Raw genomic sequence first — 15501 nt, 5'->3', positions numbered from 1 at the left:
AGCCGCGCAAGGCTCCATAACCGTTGCTTATTGCTCCAGAGATAATCGGTCTTAGGCAAGGAGTTAAAGCTTCGCTACTCTCTCCATCAACAACAAGGGAACGACAATGCCATTCTCCGACTACAAGACCGCACTGGTAACCGGCGCATCCTCCGGAATCGGCGCAGCCGTTGTCGAGCGGCTCCGCCGGGAGAACATCGAGGTCCATGCCGCTGCCCGCAGCACTGAGGCGCTGCAGCAGCTGGCCACGCGGACCGGCTGCATCCCTCATGTCATCGATGTGACCGACCGAAAGGCAATGGCCGAGCTCGCGGCTCGGGTGGAATTCGACATTCTCGTCAATAATGCCGGCGTCGACCGGCCGAAGAAGTTCCTCGAAGCCGACGAGGGCGACATCGATCTTATCGTCGACGTCAATCTGCGGGCGGTGCTGCACCTCTGCCGCCTGGTGGTGCCGGGCATGGTGGCGCGCGATCGCGGCCACGTTATCAATATTTCCTCGATCGCCGGCACCTACAATTTCGGCGGCAACTCGTCCTATCATGCCACCAAGGCGGGGGTGAGCATGCTGTCCAACCAGCTGCGCATCGACGCCTTCGGCAAACGGGTGCGGGTCACGGAAATCTGCCCCGGCCGGGTCGCCACGGATATTTTCAACCACGTCCACGGCAATGATCCCAGCATCCGGGAGCGGTTCATCGACGGTTTCGAACTGCCGCAGGCCACCGATATCGCCGACGCGATCGCCTTCGCCATATCAGCTCCGGTCGCCGTCAATATCGGGCATATGGAGATCACGCCGACGCTGCAGGTCATGGGCGGCCTGCAGACCGCAAGGCCGCAGCCGAAGACGGATCCATCCGGGGAGCCAAGTCCGTGAGCGGTTTCGACCTTTCGGCGATCCTCGGAAATCCCGAATATTCCGCCATGCTGCTGCATGGCATCGAGATGACCTTCATCATCTATGCCGGGTCCTGGTCGCTGGCGATGGCGCTGGCATTGCTGCTGCTGGGTCTGCGCCTGTCGCCCTTTCGCTTCGGCGATCCGTTGGTCGCCGCTTACGTTTCCTATCACCGCAACGTCCCGACGCTGGTGCAGCTCATGCTCTGGTATTTCGGGATCTTCACGCTGATGCCGAGCGGCATCGCGAATTGGCTTGCAAGCCACAATGCGGAATCCATCTTCGCGGTGATCGGGCTGGGGCTCTGCCAGGCGGCCTATTTCAGCGAAGATCTTCGTTCAGGCGTACGCTCGGTCGGTGACGGCCAGATGCAGGCAGCCCGTGCACTGGGCCATGGCTACGTCTCGGCGATGCGTTTCGTCATCATGCCACAAGGCGTGCGCAACGCTCTACCGCCGCTCATCAATCACAGCGTCTCCCTGTTCAAGAACAGCAGCCTCGCCGTCATCATCGGCGCGTCGGAACTGACGCATGCCGTCAAGGAAATCGAGAACCTCAGTTTTCGCACCTTCGAGATCTACCTGATCGGCACGGTTCTCTACCTCTTCTTCTCGCTCGTGATCATGAGCATCGGCGCCTACCTCTCGATGCGCGCCGATCCTGCCCGGAGTGCACGCGCATGATCCAGGACATGATCGCCATCATCAAAGACTATTGGCTGCTGCTCTTGATCGGCCAATATCCGAACGGACCGCTCGGCGGGCTTGCCAACACGCTGATCCTCTCGGCGCTCAGCATCACTCTCGCCTTTCCGGCCAGCATTCTGTTTGCAATGGCGCGGCTCTCCAAGTCGCGGCTGCTGCGCTGGCCCGTCACCGCGCTCGTCTATTTCACCCGCGGCGTGCCGCTTCTGATGCTCATCCTGTGGAGCTATTTCCTGGTGCCGCTCTTGACCGGCGCCGATGTGCCAAGCTTCGTCACCATGCTGACGACGCTCGTGGTCTATCAGAGCGCGTTTCTCAGCGAAGTCGTCCGCGCCGGCATCGTCGCGCTCGGACCCGGCCAGATGGACGCGGCGCGTGCGCTTGGCCACGGCTATATGGGCGCGATGCGCTACATCATTCTGCCGCAGGCGCTCTACAACATGATCCCGAGCATCCTCTCCACTTTCGTCTCGACGATCAAGGATACGACGCTCGGCTATGTGATCAACGTGCCGGATCTGACCTTTGCGGCGAGCCAGGTCAACAACCAGCTCCTGACGCAGCCCTTCCAGGTCTTCCTCATCCTGGCGATCGTCTACTTCATCATCTGCTGGACGCTCACCTACTTCGCAAATCGCCTCGAGCGGCGCATCACGCGGCGACGTGCGGGACTTCTCAACGTTCCCACGGCCTCTCTCGTCACGCCATCGAAAATCATATCGGAGCAGCTATGACCATGTCGGTTTCCGCGCAGGAATCGCAGACGATCCGGCTTTCGCAGGTCTGCAAGAGCTACGGCGACTATCCGGTCCTGAAGAACATCGATGCTGAGGTCGCGCGCGGCGAGGTGGTCGTCATCTGCGGTCCATCCGGTTCGGGAAAATCCACGCTGATCCGCACGATCAATCGCCTCGAGGAGATCAACAGCGGATCGATCACGCTCGACGGACAGAACATCCATGCGTCGATGCGGGCGAAGGAGCTCAACACAATGCGCAGCCGGATCGGCTTCGTCTTCCAGAACTTCAACCTCTTTCCGCATCTTTCCGTGGCTGAAAACGTCTCGATGTCGCCGATCCGGGTGAAGGGCGTGGCGCCCGATGTCGCGCACGAGAAGGCGCTCAAACTTCTCGACCGCGTCGGCCTCGCCGACAAGGCCCGAGCCTATCCCGGCCAACTCTCGGGCGGCCAGCAGCAGCGTGTGGCGATCGCCCGTGCCCTTGCGATGGAGCCCCCGGTGATGTTGTTCGACGAGCCGACGAGCGCGCTCGACCCTGAAATGGTCGGCGAAGTTCTGGCCGTGATGAAGAGCCTGGCATCGGAAGGCATGACCATGCTCTGCGTCACTCATGAAATGGGCTTCGCGCGCGAGGTCGCGGATCGGATCTGGTTCATCGATGCCGGCCAGATCATCGAAATGGCGACGCCTAAAAATTTCTTCAGCAATCCGACCCATCCTCGGGCTCAGCGTTTCCTCGCTGACCTCAGGCATTGAGACCAACCATCAAAAACAAAGGAGAACAGCAATGAACTGGAAATACCTGAGCCTCACCGTCGCATTGGCCGGCCTGGCGGCGGCGATGCCCGCGAAAGCCGATCAGCTCGACAACATCATGTCGGCAAAGACCCTGCGCTGCGCGACATTTGCCGACGTTCCCCCTTTCGCCTCTCCCGATCCGAAGACCCGCGAAATGGCCGGTTTCGACGTCGATCTGTGCGGCGCCATCGCCAAGGAACTCGGCGTCAAAGCTGAAATCAAGCCGGTTTCGGTCGAAGCCCGCGTGCCCGAGGTCAAGCTCGGCCGCGTCGACATCACCGTTGCCAACCTTGCCTATACGCTGAGCCGCGCCGAGCAGATCCAGTTCAGTGATCCCTATTACCTCGCCAAGGAAATGCTGATCGTGCCGGCGGACGATGCCGGCAAGACGAAGGCCGATTATGCCGGCCAGCGCATCGCCTCGACCAAGGGCTCGACGTCAGAAATGTCGATCAAGCTCAACAAATCGGAACCGCTGACCTTCCAGGATACCGCCTCGGCCTATCTCGCCGTTCAGCAGGGCAAGGCGCGCGGCATGGTGGCCAACACCATGACGACGACCAAGTTCGTCAATGAATCGAAGAGCAAGGGCAAGGAAATGCGGATGATCGAGGAGCCGATGCTCTACCAGCCGATCGGCATCGGCATGGCCAAGGATCAGCCGAAGCTGACGGCCAAGATCAACGAAATCCTGCACAAGCTCGACGAGTCCGGTGAAATCAACAAGATCTGGGACAAGTGGCTCGGTCCGAACACCGAGTACAAGATGACCCGCACCGACAAAGTCGTGCCGCTCGCGCAGCTGAAATTCGACCCGATCCCGTAGACCACCGGTCTCGGAACCTCCCGAAGACATTCAACCGAGACAAGACGGCGGGATTTGCCCGCCGTCTACCAACGATGCGAGGCACCCATGATTCATATAAAAGACATCGCTGAACGGCCCAGCAAAGCCGACATCGAGGCCGTTTCGAAATTTTCGCCGGCGACCATCCACGAAGCCCAGGGGCGCCGCGGCGCACTTTCCTCCCGTCTCAAGCCCGTCGACTACCGCATGAAACTGTGCGGCCCGGCATTCACGGTCAGATGCGCGCCGCGCGACAACATCATGCTGCAGCTCGCCATCAACTATGCAAAGCCCGGCGACATCATCGTCGTCTCCGCCGGCGAATATGAAGAGGCCGGCTCCTTCGGCGACGTGCTTGCCAATGCCTGCCTTGCCAAGGGCATCGGCGGTCTCGTGACCGATACCGGCGTACGCGACACGCTGCAGCTGCGCGAACTCGGCTTCCCGGTCTTCTCGCTCAGCGTCTGCATCAAGGGCACGGTGAAGGAAACCATTGCCGCGGTGAACGATCCGATCATCGTCGGCGGCGAAATCATTAATCCCGGCGACATCGTCGTCGGCGATGCCGACGGGCTGGTGGTCGTGCGCAGGCAGGAAGCCCAGGAAGCCGCCCGGCTGTCGCAGGCTCGCGAAGATGCCGAAGCCGGTTATATCGCCGCCTACAAGGCGGGCAAATCGGTCATCGAGGTCAGCAATCTGGCACCGGTGCTGAAAGCCAAGGGCCTTGTCGTCGACGTCTGAGACGATCGCCTCACTCCCAGCCCGCGCCGGCCTTCCGGTCGCGGGCTCAGATATTCTCAGGCGTCACGATTTCAAAGGTAATGGTCCGCTGAATCGTGCTGCCCGACGCGCCCTGCGTGATCGTTTCGATCATCGTCTCCACCAGCGCCGTGGACGTCTGTTCCAGCGGATGACAGAGGGCCGCGGTAATCATCCCTTCTGACAGGCCTTTTCGCGTCTCCGGGCCAATATCCCGGCAGACGAGGCGGATGCTTCGGCGCCGCTCCTGCGGCACTTCCCTCAGCGCCCGCAAGACCCCGGAAATGCCACCGCCGACGATCAGGATGCCGGTGAGGTCGTCCGTCGTCGCCAAGAGTTCCTTGACCATCCGATAGGCCTCGTTCGGCTCCTCATGCGTGGGGCGGCTGTCCTCGATGGTCAGATGCGGCGCATGTTCGCGCACATAGGAGCGGAAGCTCGCGTCGGAGACGTCCTGACACTGGTAACGGTGATTGCCGATGAAGACGGCAATCCGCCCCGGTCCGTGCGTCATGTTCGAGATCAGCCATGCCGCCGTCCGCCCCATTTTCCAATTGTCGGCCCCGACATAAGCGGCCCGCTCGCGGGCGGATTGGTCGGTAATATAGGCAATGACCGGCTTGCCCTTCTCGTGCAGCTCGCGGATGGCCTGGGCGATCACCGGGTGATCGGCGGCGACCACCGCGACGGCGTCACAGTTTGCGCCGAGCGCCTTGAGCCGGCCGGCAATATTCTCCGGCGTCAGGAGATCCACAAAATCGACCACCGGGTCGATGACCTCGTCACGCCTGGCGCGGCATGCCTCGACGATCTTCTTGCCGAAGAGCTGGTAGAGTTCGCGGCTGGATTGCTGCAGCAGAAAGCCAAGCCGGTATTTCGGCACCGACTTGCGCAGCCGGTCCTCGATTGCCCCCGCGCCGTAAAAGCCGATGCGCTCCGCGGCGGCCTGGACGCGTTGCACGGTCGTTCCTTTGACGGAGGCGGTGCCCCCCAGAATCCGATTGACGGTCGCAATGGAGACATCGGCCTCCTTGGCAAGGTCGGAGATCGTCGGCCGCCGCATGATTGTTCCCTCCATCGTCAAAGCGTTCGTATCATTATGATTGATACTCTGTGATACTTTATGCATGTTTAGTATGATTTCACATTTCTGGAATTTCAAGCAGTGATATGTTTCTCCTCACGGTCACGCCAGGGAGGCGGACCAAGGGAGGAGATTGAGATGCCTAAATTTCGCCGCCTTGCGGCAACCGTATCGGCCGCCGCCATCATGACCTGCACTGCCACGGCCGTTATGGCCGCAAACATCTTCGTCGTGGGCGGCAAGCCGGACGACCCGTTCTGGTCGATCGTCAAGCGTGGCGCCGAGGATGCCGGCAAGGTCGCAGAAGCCCAAGGTGGCAAGGTCGTCTGGCTCGGGCCGCAGAACTACGACAATCTCGGGGTCGACGCGGCCGAGCTGATCCGCCAGGCCATCGACCAGGGCGCCGACGCGATCGTCGGTCCGGACTGGGTGCCGGAAGCGATGGACCCTGCCTTCAAAGCGGTCGTCGACAAGAAAATTCCGCTTGTCATCTATAATGCCGGCGGCATCGAAGCTGCCGATCGTCTCGGCGCGATGAACTATGTCGGCTCCAACGACTATCTGTCCGGCAAGGCAGCGGGCACCTACTTCGCCAAGCATGACCTCAAGAACGCCGTCTGCCTCAATACGCTGCCCGGTGCGGCAAACATCGAAGCCTTCTGCAAAGGCATGACCGATGGCGTGACCGAAGGGGGCGGCGTCGGCTCGTCACTGCCGCTGCCGGCAACCTCGTTCGGTTCGGCGACCGCCGTGGCGCAGGCCCTGAAGGCGCATCTCCTGCAGCATCCGGAAATCAAGGCCGTCTTCGCAATCGGCAACGTCGACACCAACTCGGCGGTCAACGGCGTGACGCAGGCCGGCAAGCAGGGACAGGTGAAGGTCTGCGGCATGAATATGGATGAAACCGTTCTGAACAACATCAAGAGCGGCAGCCAGCTTTGCGCGATCGACCAGCAGGGTTACCTACAGGGCTACCTCGCAGTCTCGATCCTGAACGGCAACGTCAACTACGGCCTCACCGTACCGACGCGTGAGATCCTGACCGGCCCCGGCGTGATCGACGCCTCCAACGTCGACGCCACCCTGGCAGGTGTGAAGGCCGGCGCCCGGTAAGGGATCGGCCGAACGTCGGAAGCTGCCTGTCCCTCACGCAGGCGGCTTCCATTCTTTCAAAAGCCCGGCCGATCGGTCGCGCGGCTTTATGGTGGTGTCAAATGAACGCGAGAAACGATGTCCTCGCCTCTTCGGTTCCTTCGAGCGGCCACGCCAAAGCGACCATCGGTCAGCTTTCCCGGCGCCCTGAAGCCGGTTCGTTACTAGGCTTGATTGCGGTGTTCGTCTTCTTCGCCTTGCTGGGCGGCAAGGTCTTCCTGTCCGCTGCAGGCTATGCAAGCTGGCTTAACGTCGCCGCGGAGATCGGCATCGTCGCGCTGCCGATCGGGCTCCTGATGATCGCAGGTGAAATGGACCTCTCGATCGGCGCGGTCATTCCGGCATCATCCCTGACGGTCGCGATCATATCGGGCCATTACGGCCTTCCCGAGATCGTGGGAATTTCCGCCGGCCTGGGCGTCGGGCTGATCGTCGGGCTCTTCAATGGCTATCTGGTCAATCGCACCCGCGTGCCGTCTTTGATCATCACCATCGGTTCCATGTTCGGCGTCATGGGATTGACGCTGGGCTTCACCGTGCTCATTGCCGGCAGCACCGGCGTGTCGCTCGTGCCGAGCCCGAGCGTCAAGGCGATCCTCGGCGATTTCATTGGCGGCATGTTCCAGGTGACGGTCTTCTGGTGGATCCTGTTCGTGGCGGCATTTTTCTGGCTGCTGCACATCTCGCCCGTCGGCAACTGGATCTTCGCTCTTGGTGGCGATAAGGTCTCGGCCCGTAACGCCGGCATTCCGACGCAAAGGTTGACCATCGCGCTTTACATGATGTCGGGCTTTTCCGCCGCCTTCGTCGGCGTGAGCCAGGTGCTTGTCTACCAAAGTGCGCAGGTGCTCGGCGGACAATCCTTCATCTTCAATTCGATCATGTGCGTGGTCATCGGCGGCGTGCTTTTGACCGGAGGCGCAGGATCGGTGGTGGGCATCGTCTTCGGCACGCTCACCTTCGCGATCGTCAACCAGGGCATCTATTTCACCGGCATAGACCCGAACCTCGGCAGCGTCATCATCGGGGCGCTCCTGCTGCTCGCCGTGATGATGAATGACAAGTTCCGGCTGATGGCGATGTCCTACGCTGCGAAAAAGAAGAAGTGAGGGCAGGGAGATGAACGGCTTTTCCATAGGACACTTTGTACGCCGCCCGGAATTCGGCGCCCTGTTGAGCTTCATCGCGGTGATCGCTTTCTATGTCGCCTTCGGGGGCGTCAGCCTTGCCGCGCTCTTCGGCGCGGCAAGCTGGGTCAACTTCGCCGCCAATCTCGGTATCGTCGCCTTGCCGGTCGGCCTTCTGATGATATCAGGCGAGCTCGATATCTCGATCGGCGCGATGATCCCGGCGGGCTCGATGACGATCGCCATCCTCTCGGGCTATTACGAGTTGCCGATCGTCGTCGGCATGCTTGGCGTGCTCGCCATCGGCGTTGCCGTCGGGCTGGTCAACGGTGTGTTGGCGGTGCGCACCAGCGTGCCCTCGCTGATCATCACACTCGGCACGCTGGTCGCTGTGCAGGGCCTCGTTCTTGCCGGATCCGTCATCCTGACCGGAGCCGCGTCGGTGCCCCTCAATGCCCCGGCCTGGGCCAAGACGGTCTTCGGCGACCTCATCCACGGCAAATTCCAGGTGATCATCCTGTGGTGGCTGGCGCTGACGGTGGTTTTTGGTTTCGTGCTGCATGCGACGCGCTATGGCAACTGGATCGTCGCGATGGGCGGAGACGAGGTCAGCGCGCGCAATGCCGGCATCCCGACCGACGGGCTCAGGATCGTCCTGTTCGTTCTCTCGAGCACGGCCGCCTCCTTCGTCGGAATGTGCGGCGCCATCTTGTTCAATTCCGCGCAGGTCTCGGGCGGCATGAACTATATCTTCAATACGATCGTCTCGATCGTGGTGGGCGGCGTGCTGCTCACAGGCGGCTTCGGTTCGGTCGCCGGGATCTTTCTCGGTACTTTGACCTTCGCCGTCGTCAGCCAGGGCATCTACTTCACCGACATCGACCGCAACTGGTCCAACCTGATTATCGGCGTGATGCTGATGGCCGCCGTTCTGATGAACAACACCTTTCGGCAGATGGCGCTGAGCTTCGCGCCGAAGAAAAACAAGTGAGCGTCACCATGTCCGACACTATTCCAATCCTTGAACTCCAGAATGTCGACAAGAGCTTCGGCCCGATCGACGTGCTGCACGATATCTCGCTCAAGGTCCGTGCGGGCGAGGTGCTCTGCCTGCTCGGCGACAACGGCGCCGGCAAATCGACGCTCATCAAGACGCTTGCCGGCGTTCACAAGCCGACGCGCGGCACAATCCTGATGGATGGCAACCCGGTAGAATTCAGCGGGCCGCGCGATGCGCAGGAAAAGGGCATCTCGGCGGTGCATCAATTCGGCGGAACATTTCCGCTGATGTCGATCGGCCGATCCTTCTTCGTCGGCGTCGAGCCGACCAAGGGCTGGGGGCCGTTCAAGGTCTATGACCGCACGAAGGCCAATGAGATTGCCGTCAAGGCCGTGCAGGATTTCGGCATCACCCGGATCGACGATGGCGATCGTCTTGTCGGCGGGCTTTCCGGCGGCGAACGCCAGTCGCTTGCGATTGCCCGAGCCGTGCATTTCGGCGCGCGCGTGCTGATCCTTGACGAGCCGACGGCTGCTCTCGGCGTCAAGCAGGCGGCGCATGTGCTGCGGATCGTCAACGAGGCGAAGCGGCGGGGCCTGGCGGTGATCTTCATCACCCATCAGGTCATGCATGCGATGGCGGTGGGCGATCACTTCGCCGTTCTCATCCGTGGGGCGATCGCCGCCGACTTCCGCAGGGGCGAGAAGACCCGCGAAGAGATCACAGACCTGATGGCCGGCGGGGAAACCATGGCGGATCTCGAGGCCCAAATCGATACTTACGTTGCAAGTCATGAGAGCCATTCGCCGCCGGCCGGCTAACCGCTGACGGCACCACAAACACACAGAGCAAAACACGTAACGTCCGGCAGCGTCAGAAAAGACCGCCGCCGGGAAAGGAAAATCATGTCTGGAATCCGGAGGTCAAAATGAAGATCGCAATCGACCCGTTCATGCATCGGCATCTCTCGCTTGAGGAGTTGCCGAAGAAGGTCAAGGAGCTCGGCTACGACTGGATCGAACTCTCCCCGCGCGGCGATTTCCTCGAATGGTTCAAAGCGCCGCGCGTCTTTCCCGAGCGGATCAAATCATTCAAGCGCGCGCTGAACGAGGCCGATGTCGGTATCGCCTCGCTGCTGCCGATGTACCGCTGGGCCTCCAACGACGAGATCGAACGCAAGGCCGCCGTCAAGCACTGGAAGCGGGCGATCGAGATCGCCGTCGAGCTGGAAGTCGGCGTGATGAATTCCGAGTTCGGCCGCGGTCCGCATCCGGACAAAGGATCGTGCTACTGCTGCCACACGGGATCGATGATCGAGGCCTGCGAGGACGCCTGGTGGCGCTCGATGGAAGAGCTGGTGCCGGTCTTCGAGCGCGAGGGCATCACACTCCATGTCGAGCCCCATCCCGAAGACTGGTGCGAGACGCTGCAGCCGGCGCTCGACATCATCCGCACGGTCAATTCGAAGAGCGTCAAATTCCTCTATTGCGCCCCGCACACCTTCTATTTCGGCGACGACACCAAGGCGATGCTGCGCGAAGCTAGGGATGTGCTGGCGCATGTCCATGTCGGCGACACCTTCAACCACAAGGCTTCGTCGGGCCTCAGATATATCCTCAACCCGCCCGGCACCAACGCACGGGTGCACCAGCATCTCAATATCGGCCAGGGCGAAGTTCCCTGGGACGAGTTCTTCGGCACGCTCGCCGAGATCGGCTTCGACGGCATCATGACCGCCTGCGTCTTCGCCTGGGAAGACAAGGCAGACCACAGCGGCACCTTCATGCGCTCGGAAATGCAGCGTTACATCGACAAGTACTGGGGGGCGAAATGACCCTCCAGGTTGGTGTCATCGGTACGGGTATGATCGGTCAAGATCATATCCGCCGCCTGACGAACGTCGTTTCTGGCGTTAAAATCGTCGGGGTGACCGATATCGATCAGGCCCGCGCTGCCGCTGCCGCCCCCGCAGGGGCGGAGGTATTCGCCACCCCTTCGGCACTGATCTCTTCGGAAAAAGTCGAGGCTGTGATCATCTGCTCGTGGGGGCCGGCGCATGAGGAGCAGTTGCTCGCCTGCATTGCCTCCGGCAAACCCGTCTTCTGCGAAAAACCTCTGGTGACATCCGAGTCGGCCGCGCTTCGCGTGATGGAGGCCGAAGCCGCCGGCGGCCGGCGGCTTATACAGGTGGGCTTCATGCGCCGCTTCGATGCCGATTATCGCCGATTGAAAGCGGTTATCGACGGAGGCAAGCTCGGCGCCCCGCTGATGTTCCATTCCGTGCATCGCAATGCCTCGGTTCCCGAGGGGCTCTACACCTCCGAAATGCCGCTCAACGACACGCTGGTACATGACGCCGATATTTCCCGCTGGCTCCTGTCCGACGAAGTCACCGGGGTAGAGGTGCGTGTGCCGCGCCGCTCCACGCGCGGCGGCGCGTTGCGCGATCCGGTTTTCGTGCTCCTGCACATGGCCTCCGGCGCGCTCGTCGATGTCGAGATTTCGGTGAACATCGCCTATGGCTACGACATCCGCGGCGAGGTCAGCTGCGAGGCGGGTGTGGCCGCGCTTCCGAACCGCCCGGCGACCGTGATTTCAGACACGAACGGCATTCGTCAGGCGATCCCCGAGGACTGGCGCGAACGCTTCATCGATGCTTACGACCAGGAATTCCGCGAATGGATCGTCGCCGCCTCGAATGGCACGGCCTCCGGCCCTTCCACCTGGGATGGATATGCGGCGACGCTCGTGGCCGACGCCGCCCTACGGGCCGTGGTCGGCGGCGGCTTCGAACCAGTCAACATGATAGCGAAACCCAATCTCTACGGACGTCCGGCCGCCATGGCGGCGGAGTGATCCGGCAGGTTATTTCAGGAGCGATGATCGGATGATCAACGGAGAAAGATTGATCGAGCGCCCCTTGCGCTGGGGCATGGTCGGCGGCGGCCGCACCGGGCAGGTGGGCTACAAGCATAGAACCGGCGCCCAGCGGGACGGCACCTATCGGCTTGTCTGCGGAGCCTTCGACCTCGACGCCGAGCGCGGGCGCGATTTCGGCACGAAGATCGGCGTCGCCGCCGACCGATGCTACGGCGACTACAAGGAGCTGATCGCAGGGGAGGCCGGGCGCGAGGACGGCATCGAGGTGGTCTCGATCGCCACGCCGAACTTCACCCATTACGAGATCACCAAGACGTGCCTGGAAGCCGGGCTGCACGTGATCTGCGAAAAGCCGCTGTTCTTCACCGTCGCCGAATGCGATGAGATCGCCAAGCTCGCCGAAGAGAAATGCCTGATCGTCGGCGTGACCTATGGTTTCACCGGCCATCCGCTGGTCCATCAGATGGCGGCGATGGTCAAAAAGGGCATGCTCGGCGAGATCCGCATCGTCGACATGCAATATACCCACGGCTTCAATTCGGGCGATGATGTCGGCGCCGGCGAGGCAGTGAAATGGCGCACCAATCCGAAGACGGCGGGCCCGACCTTCGTTCTCGGCGATATCGGCACCCACCTCTATTATCTCTCCGAAGTGGTGCTGCCGCATCTGAAGATCGAAAAACTGCTCTGCGACCGCAAGGCCTTTATTCCGACCCGCGCGCCGCTCGAAGACCACGCCACCGTTCTCATGCATTACGATAACGGCGCCCGCGGCCGTCTCTGGGTGTCGTCGGTCAATGCCGGCAACATGGGTTCGCAGCGCTACCGTTTCGTCGGCTCCAAGGCTTCGATCGAATGGTCGGATGCCCAGCCCGACCAGCTGATTTACGAAGTCCAGGGCGAGCCGAACCGCACCCTGCACCACGGCATGCCCTATCTCGAAGAGGAAAGCCTTGCAGCCGATCGCATGGGCGCCCTGCACACCGAGGGCCTCGGCGACAGCTGGGCGAACATCTACCTCTGGATCGCCCAGGCGATCGACGCAAAGCGCCGCGGCGACGAAGCCTTCCTCAACGGCCATCATTATCCCAGCATCGAGGCCGGCACCGACGGCGTGCGCTGGCTGGAAAACTGCGTCCGCTCGGCGGATGCGGGTGCCGCCTGGATCGATTTCAAATAGCTCCCTCCGGGGGCGCGCCGGGAACTCCTCCACCCCTCTCACAAGGCGCGCCCTCATTTTTGATAAGGAAAGATCGAGACGATGAAACTCTCCATTTGCACCGACGTGATGGGCAACCTGTCATTTACCGACATGCTCGACAAATGTGTTGAACTCGGCGTCGAGGGCATCGAAATGACCGGCGGCGGCTGGTCGCGTGCCCCACATTTCCACGCCGACGAACTGCTTGAAGACAAGGGGCTTTTGAAAACCAAGCTTAAGGAAATCGAAGCCCGCGGCCTTGAAATCGCGGCTCTAAACTGCTCGGCAAACCCGCTCGATCCCGGCGAGATGGGCAAGCGCCACCGCAAGGAAATGGAGCAGACGATCCGTCTTGCCGGCGAAATCGGCGTCAAGACGATCGTGACGATGTCCGGCCTGCCGGAAGCGGCCCCCGGCGACACCGTGCCGAACTGGCTCGTCTACACCAAGAGCTGGCCCGAAGAGATGCCCGAGCGCGACCGCTACCAGTGGGAAGACCGTGCCTTCCCGCTCTGGCATGACCTGGTGAAGCTCGCGAGAGAAGTCGGGGTCGAGAGATATGCGCTCGAAAATTTCTCGGCCATGCTGGTCTGGAATCCGGAGACCCTGTTCCGCCTGCGCAAGGAGGTCGGCCCGTCCGTCGGCATGAATCTCGATCCCAGCCATCTGTTCTGGAAGGGCGCCGATCCGATCGCTTCGGCCCGCGCGCTGGGAAGCGCGATCCATCACTGCCACGGCAAGGATACGCGCATCGAGCGCGGTCTCGCTGATGTCAACGGCCTGCTCGAACTCAAGGACGTCACCGACGTCGCCAACCGCAGCTGGAATTATGTCGCCGTCGGCGCCGGCCATGACCTGCAGTGGTGGAAGGAGTTCTTCTCGGTCGTCCGCATGGTCGGCTACAACGGCTGGGTCAGCCTCGAAATGGAAGACTTCACCATGTCGACCGATGCCGGGATCCAGTCCTCCATCGACGCGCTGCAGGCGACGATCAGCCGATGATGGAGCGGCGCCGGCGACGATGAGCAATCGGTGCCGGCGCTCCAAGATCGATCTGGACACTATTATGGACGCATGTTCTATAAAATGGACAGATTCGACGGGAGCGCGCCATGCATCTTTCCATGTGGACTTATCCCTGGGATATCCAGGACCAGGGGCTCGGCGTCTTTGCCGCCGAGCTTACCGGCCGGGCAGGCCTGACAAGGGTCAGCCTGGCGACCTCCTATCATGCCGGCCGCTTCCTTCAGCCGCGCAGCCCGCAGCAGAAGGCCTACTTCCCCGAGGACGGGACGGTCTACTTCCGGCCGGACGAAAGCCTGTGGCAGGACAAGCTGATCCAACCGCTGATGGCGAGCAATGTGACCGAGCGCGGCGATATGCTGGCAGCGCTCGTCAGGGAGCGCGAGGCGACAGGTCTTAAATTCTCCTGCTGGACGGTCTGCCTGCACAATACCCGTCTCGGCGTGCTGCATCCCGATCACGTGACGCGAAACGCCTTCGGCAATCTCAATTATTACAACCTCTGCCCCTCCAGCCCAGCCGCGCGGGATTATGTCGTCACTCTCGTGCAGGACATCACGACGAACTACCGGCCTGACATGGTCGAGCTCGAGAGCCCGAACTTCATGGGCTTCGCGCATGAATATCATCACGAAAAAGATGGGGTCGGCCTGAATGCCGAAGACGATTTCCTGCTGTCGCTCTGCTTCTGCGATCATTGTATCGCGCGCGCCGCCAGGGCCGGCGTGCCCGTGGAAGGCGCGCGCAGAACTGTAGCGCGCTTCATCGTCGAACTCTGCGAACGAGCGGTGCCGGAGCGGCAGTTCCCCGATTTCCCGGCGGCTGGCATCGATGCCTTCCGGGACCATCCCGATCTCCACGCCTATCTAGCGTGGCGCAGCGAACCGGTGACCAGCCTGATCGGCGAGATCAAGGCCGCGGCCGATCCGGCGACGCGTATCGTGCTTATCGATTTGAAGGACGGCTGGCTCGGCGGCGTCGATCTCGCAGCCGTCGGCAAGCTCTGCGACGGGGCAATTCTTTGCTGTTACGACATGACGCCGGAGGCGGTCGGCGATGTCATCCGAGCCGGCCGAGCGGCAATCGGGCGGGAAAAGTTCCTTGGAGTCGGCCTGCGCATCTTCTATCCCGAGGTCAGCGGACCCATGGTGCTCGCCGCACGCGCCAAGGCCGCCGTCGATGCCGGCGCCGACGGCGTCAATTTCTACAACTACGGCCTCATTCCGGCAAAGCGCCTCGACTGGGTCAAGGCCGCGGTGGACGCAATCAGTTAAGTGGAATCGCGC

At 61.8% G+C, this 15501-nt stretch carries 16 protein-coding genes; 15 read left to right on the top strand and 1 reads right to left on the bottom strand.

Translation table 11 applies throughout. The annotated features are described in order from the left end of the window. Positions 1 to 106: 106 nt before the first annotated feature. The 6 genes from AMK00_RS22425 (at position 107) to AMK00_RS22400 (ending at position 4730) form a co-directional block, all read left to right on the top strand. Positions 107 to 880, top strand: coding sequence for an SDR family oxidoreductase (locus AMK00_RS22425; protein ID WP_064807082.1), 774 nt, complete (start codon positions 107 to 109; stop codon positions 878 to 880). Beyond that, a complete protein-coding gene (locus AMK00_RS22420) occupies positions 877 to 1584 on the top strand; it encodes an amino acid ABC transporter permease (protein ID WP_064811908.1) in 708 nt (235 codons plus the stop codon). Before AMK00_RS22425 ends, AMK00_RS22420 begins: the two co-directional genes overlap by 4 nt. After that, complete coding sequence (locus tag AMK00_RS22415; RefSeq protein ID WP_064807079.1) at positions 1581 to 2339, top strand: amino acid ABC transporter permease; 759 nt, start codon at positions 1581 to 1583, stop codon at positions 2337 to 2339. The genes AMK00_RS22420 and AMK00_RS22415 overlap by 4 nt, the downstream gene beginning before the upstream one ends. Continuing rightward, entirely contained in the window at positions 2336 to 3100 is a 765-nt protein-coding gene (locus AMK00_RS22410) for an amino acid ABC transporter ATP-binding protein (RefSeq protein ID WP_064807077.1), read from the top strand. The genes AMK00_RS22415 and AMK00_RS22410 overlap by 4 nt, the downstream gene beginning before the upstream one ends. Before the next feature lie 31 nt (positions 3101 to 3131). Next, positions 3132 to 3968 carry an ABC transporter substrate-binding protein gene (locus AMK00_RS22405; protein ID WP_064807076.1) on the top strand — a complete coding sequence of 279 codons (837 nt, stop codon included), beginning with the start codon at positions 3132 to 3134 and terminating at the stop codon, positions 3966 to 3968. Positions 3969 to 4055: 87 nt separating this feature from the next. Beyond that, on the top strand, positions 4056 to 4730 hold the full coding sequence (locus AMK00_RS22400; RefSeq protein WP_064807074.1) for a 4-carboxy-4-hydroxy-2-oxoadipate aldolase/oxaloacetate decarboxylase: 675 nt from the start codon (positions 4056 to 4058) through the stop codon (positions 4728 to 4730). 46 nt (positions 4731 to 4776) lie between these two features. Here the strand turns inward: AMK00_RS22400 and AMK00_RS22395 are convergent, their stop codons facing one another. Further along, on the bottom strand, positions 4777 to 5811 hold the full coding sequence (locus AMK00_RS22395) for a LacI family DNA-binding transcriptional regulator (RefSeq protein WP_064807072.1): 1035 nt from the start codon (positions 5809 to 5811) through the stop codon (positions 4777 to 4779). Between the two features lie 159 nt (positions 5812 to 5970). Between AMK00_RS22395 and AMK00_RS22390 the strand changes: the two genes are divergently transcribed. The 9 genes from AMK00_RS22390 to AMK00_RS22350 all read left to right on the top strand — a co-directional run bounded on the left by AMK00_RS22390 (position 5971) and on the right by AMK00_RS22350 (position 15489). Next, complete coding sequence (locus AMK00_RS22390; protein WP_064807071.1) at positions 5971 to 6945, top strand: sugar ABC transporter substrate-binding protein; 975 nt, start codon at positions 5971 to 5973, stop codon at positions 6943 to 6945. Positions 6946 to 7046: 101 nt separating this feature from the next. Then, entirely contained in the window at positions 7047 to 8093 is a 1047-nt protein-coding gene (locus AMK00_RS22385) for an ABC transporter permease (RefSeq protein WP_064807069.1), read from the top strand. 10 nt (positions 8094 to 8103) lie between these two features. After that, on the top strand, positions 8104 to 9102 hold the full coding sequence (locus AMK00_RS22380; RefSeq protein ID WP_064811907.1) for an ABC transporter permease: 999 nt from the start codon (positions 8104 to 8106) through the stop codon (positions 9100 to 9102). 8 nt (positions 9103 to 9110) lie between these two features. After that, positions 9111 to 9932 (top strand): ATP-binding cassette domain-containing protein, encoded by an 822-nt coding sequence (locus tag AMK00_RS22375; protein WP_064807197.1) that lies wholly within the window; start codon positions 9111 to 9113, stop codon positions 9930 to 9932. A 107-nt stretch (positions 9933 to 10039) separates the two neighbouring features. Continuing rightward, complete coding sequence (locus tag AMK00_RS22370) at positions 10040 to 10945, top strand: sugar phosphate isomerase/epimerase family protein (RefSeq protein WP_064807066.1); 906 nt, start codon at positions 10040 to 10042, stop codon at positions 10943 to 10945. Then, complete coding sequence (locus tag AMK00_RS22365; protein WP_064811906.1) at positions 10942 to 11967, top strand: Gfo/Idh/MocA family oxidoreductase; 1026 nt, start codon at positions 10942 to 10944, stop codon at positions 11965 to 11967. Before AMK00_RS22370 ends, AMK00_RS22365 begins: the two co-directional genes overlap by 4 nt. 31 nt (positions 11968 to 11998) lie before the next feature. Continuing rightward, entirely contained in the window at positions 11999 to 13171 is a 1173-nt protein-coding gene (locus AMK00_RS22360; RefSeq protein WP_064807063.1) for a Gfo/Idh/MocA family protein, read from the top strand. An 81-nt stretch (positions 13172 to 13252) separates the two neighbouring features. Continuing rightward, positions 13253 to 14194: a sugar phosphate isomerase/epimerase family protein gene (locus AMK00_RS22355; protein WP_064807061.1), complete on the top strand. Its 942-nt coding sequence runs from the start codon at positions 13253 to 13255 to the stop codon at positions 14192 to 14194. A gap of 110 nt (positions 14195 to 14304) precedes the next feature. Further along, positions 14305 to 15489: a hypothetical protein gene (locus tag AMK00_RS22350; RefSeq protein WP_064807059.1), complete on the top strand. Its 1185-nt coding sequence runs from the start codon at positions 14305 to 14307 to the stop codon at positions 15487 to 15489. The last annotated feature ends 12 nt before the right edge of the window (positions 15490 to 15501 follow it).

The sequence above is a fragment of the Rhizobium sp. N621 genome (assembly GCF_001664325.1).
GTDB classification, from domain to species: domain Bacteria; phylum Pseudomonadota; class Alphaproteobacteria; order Rhizobiales; family Rhizobiaceae; genus Rhizobium; species Rhizobium esperanzae.
The sequence above is the reverse complement of the archived record's forward strand: the minus strand, read 5'-3'. Positions and strand labels throughout refer to the sequence as shown.

What these genes read in the sequence shown, in the direction of transcription:
- AMK00_RS22425 (WP_064807082.1), top strand. Translation starts at nt 107, where the DNA reads ATGCCATTCTCCGACTACAAGACCGCACTGGTAACCGGCGCATCCTCC.
- AMK00_RS22415 (WP_064807079.1), top strand. Translation starts at nt 1,581, where the DNA reads ATGATCCAGGACATGATCGCCATCATCAAAGACTATTGGCTGCTGCTC.
- AMK00_RS22410 (WP_064807077.1), top strand. Translation starts at nt 2,336, where the DNA reads ATGACCATGTCGGTTTCCGCGCAGGAATCGCAGACGATCCGGCTTTCG.
- AMK00_RS22405 (WP_064807076.1), top strand. Translation starts at nt 3,132, where the DNA reads ATGAACTGGAAATACCTGAGCCTCACCGTCGCATTGGCCGGCCTGGCG.
- AMK00_RS22400 (WP_064807074.1), top strand. Translation starts at nt 4,056, where the DNA reads ATGATTCATATAAAAGACATCGCTGAACGGCCCAGCAAAGCCGACATC.
- AMK00_RS22395 (WP_064807072.1), bottom strand. Translation starts at nt 5,811, where the DNA reads ATGCGGCGGCCGACGATCTCCGACCTTGCCAAGGAGGCCGATGTCTCC.
- AMK00_RS22390 (WP_064807071.1), top strand. Translation starts at nt 5,971, where the DNA reads ATGCCTAAATTTCGCCGCCTTGCGGCAACCGTATCGGCCGCCGCCATC.
- AMK00_RS22385 (WP_064807069.1), top strand. Translation starts at nt 7,047, where the DNA reads ATGAACGCGAGAAACGATGTCCTCGCCTCTTCGGTTCCTTCGAGCGGC.
- AMK00_RS22380 (WP_064811907.1), top strand. Translation starts at nt 8,104, where the DNA reads ATGAACGGCTTTTCCATAGGACACTTTGTACGCCGCCCGGAATTCGGC.
- AMK00_RS22375 (WP_064807197.1), top strand. Translation starts at nt 9,111, where the DNA reads ATGTCCGACACTATTCCAATCCTTGAACTCCAGAATGTCGACAAGAGC.
- AMK00_RS22370 (WP_064807066.1), top strand. Translation starts at nt 10,040, where the DNA reads ATGAAGATCGCAATCGACCCGTTCATGCATCGGCATCTCTCGCTTGAG.
- AMK00_RS22365 (WP_064811906.1), top strand. Translation starts at nt 10,942, where the DNA reads ATGACCCTCCAGGTTGGTGTCATCGGTACGGGTATGATCGGTCAAGAT.
- AMK00_RS22360 (WP_064807063.1), top strand. Translation starts at nt 11,999, where the DNA reads ATGATCAACGGAGAAAGATTGATCGAGCGCCCCTTGCGCTGGGGCATG.
- AMK00_RS22355 (WP_064807061.1), top strand. Translation starts at nt 13,253, where the DNA reads ATGAAACTCTCCATTTGCACCGACGTGATGGGCAACCTGTCATTTACC.
- AMK00_RS22350 (WP_064807059.1), top strand. Translation starts at nt 14,305, where the DNA reads ATGCATCTTTCCATGTGGACTTATCCCTGGGATATCCAGGACCAGGGG.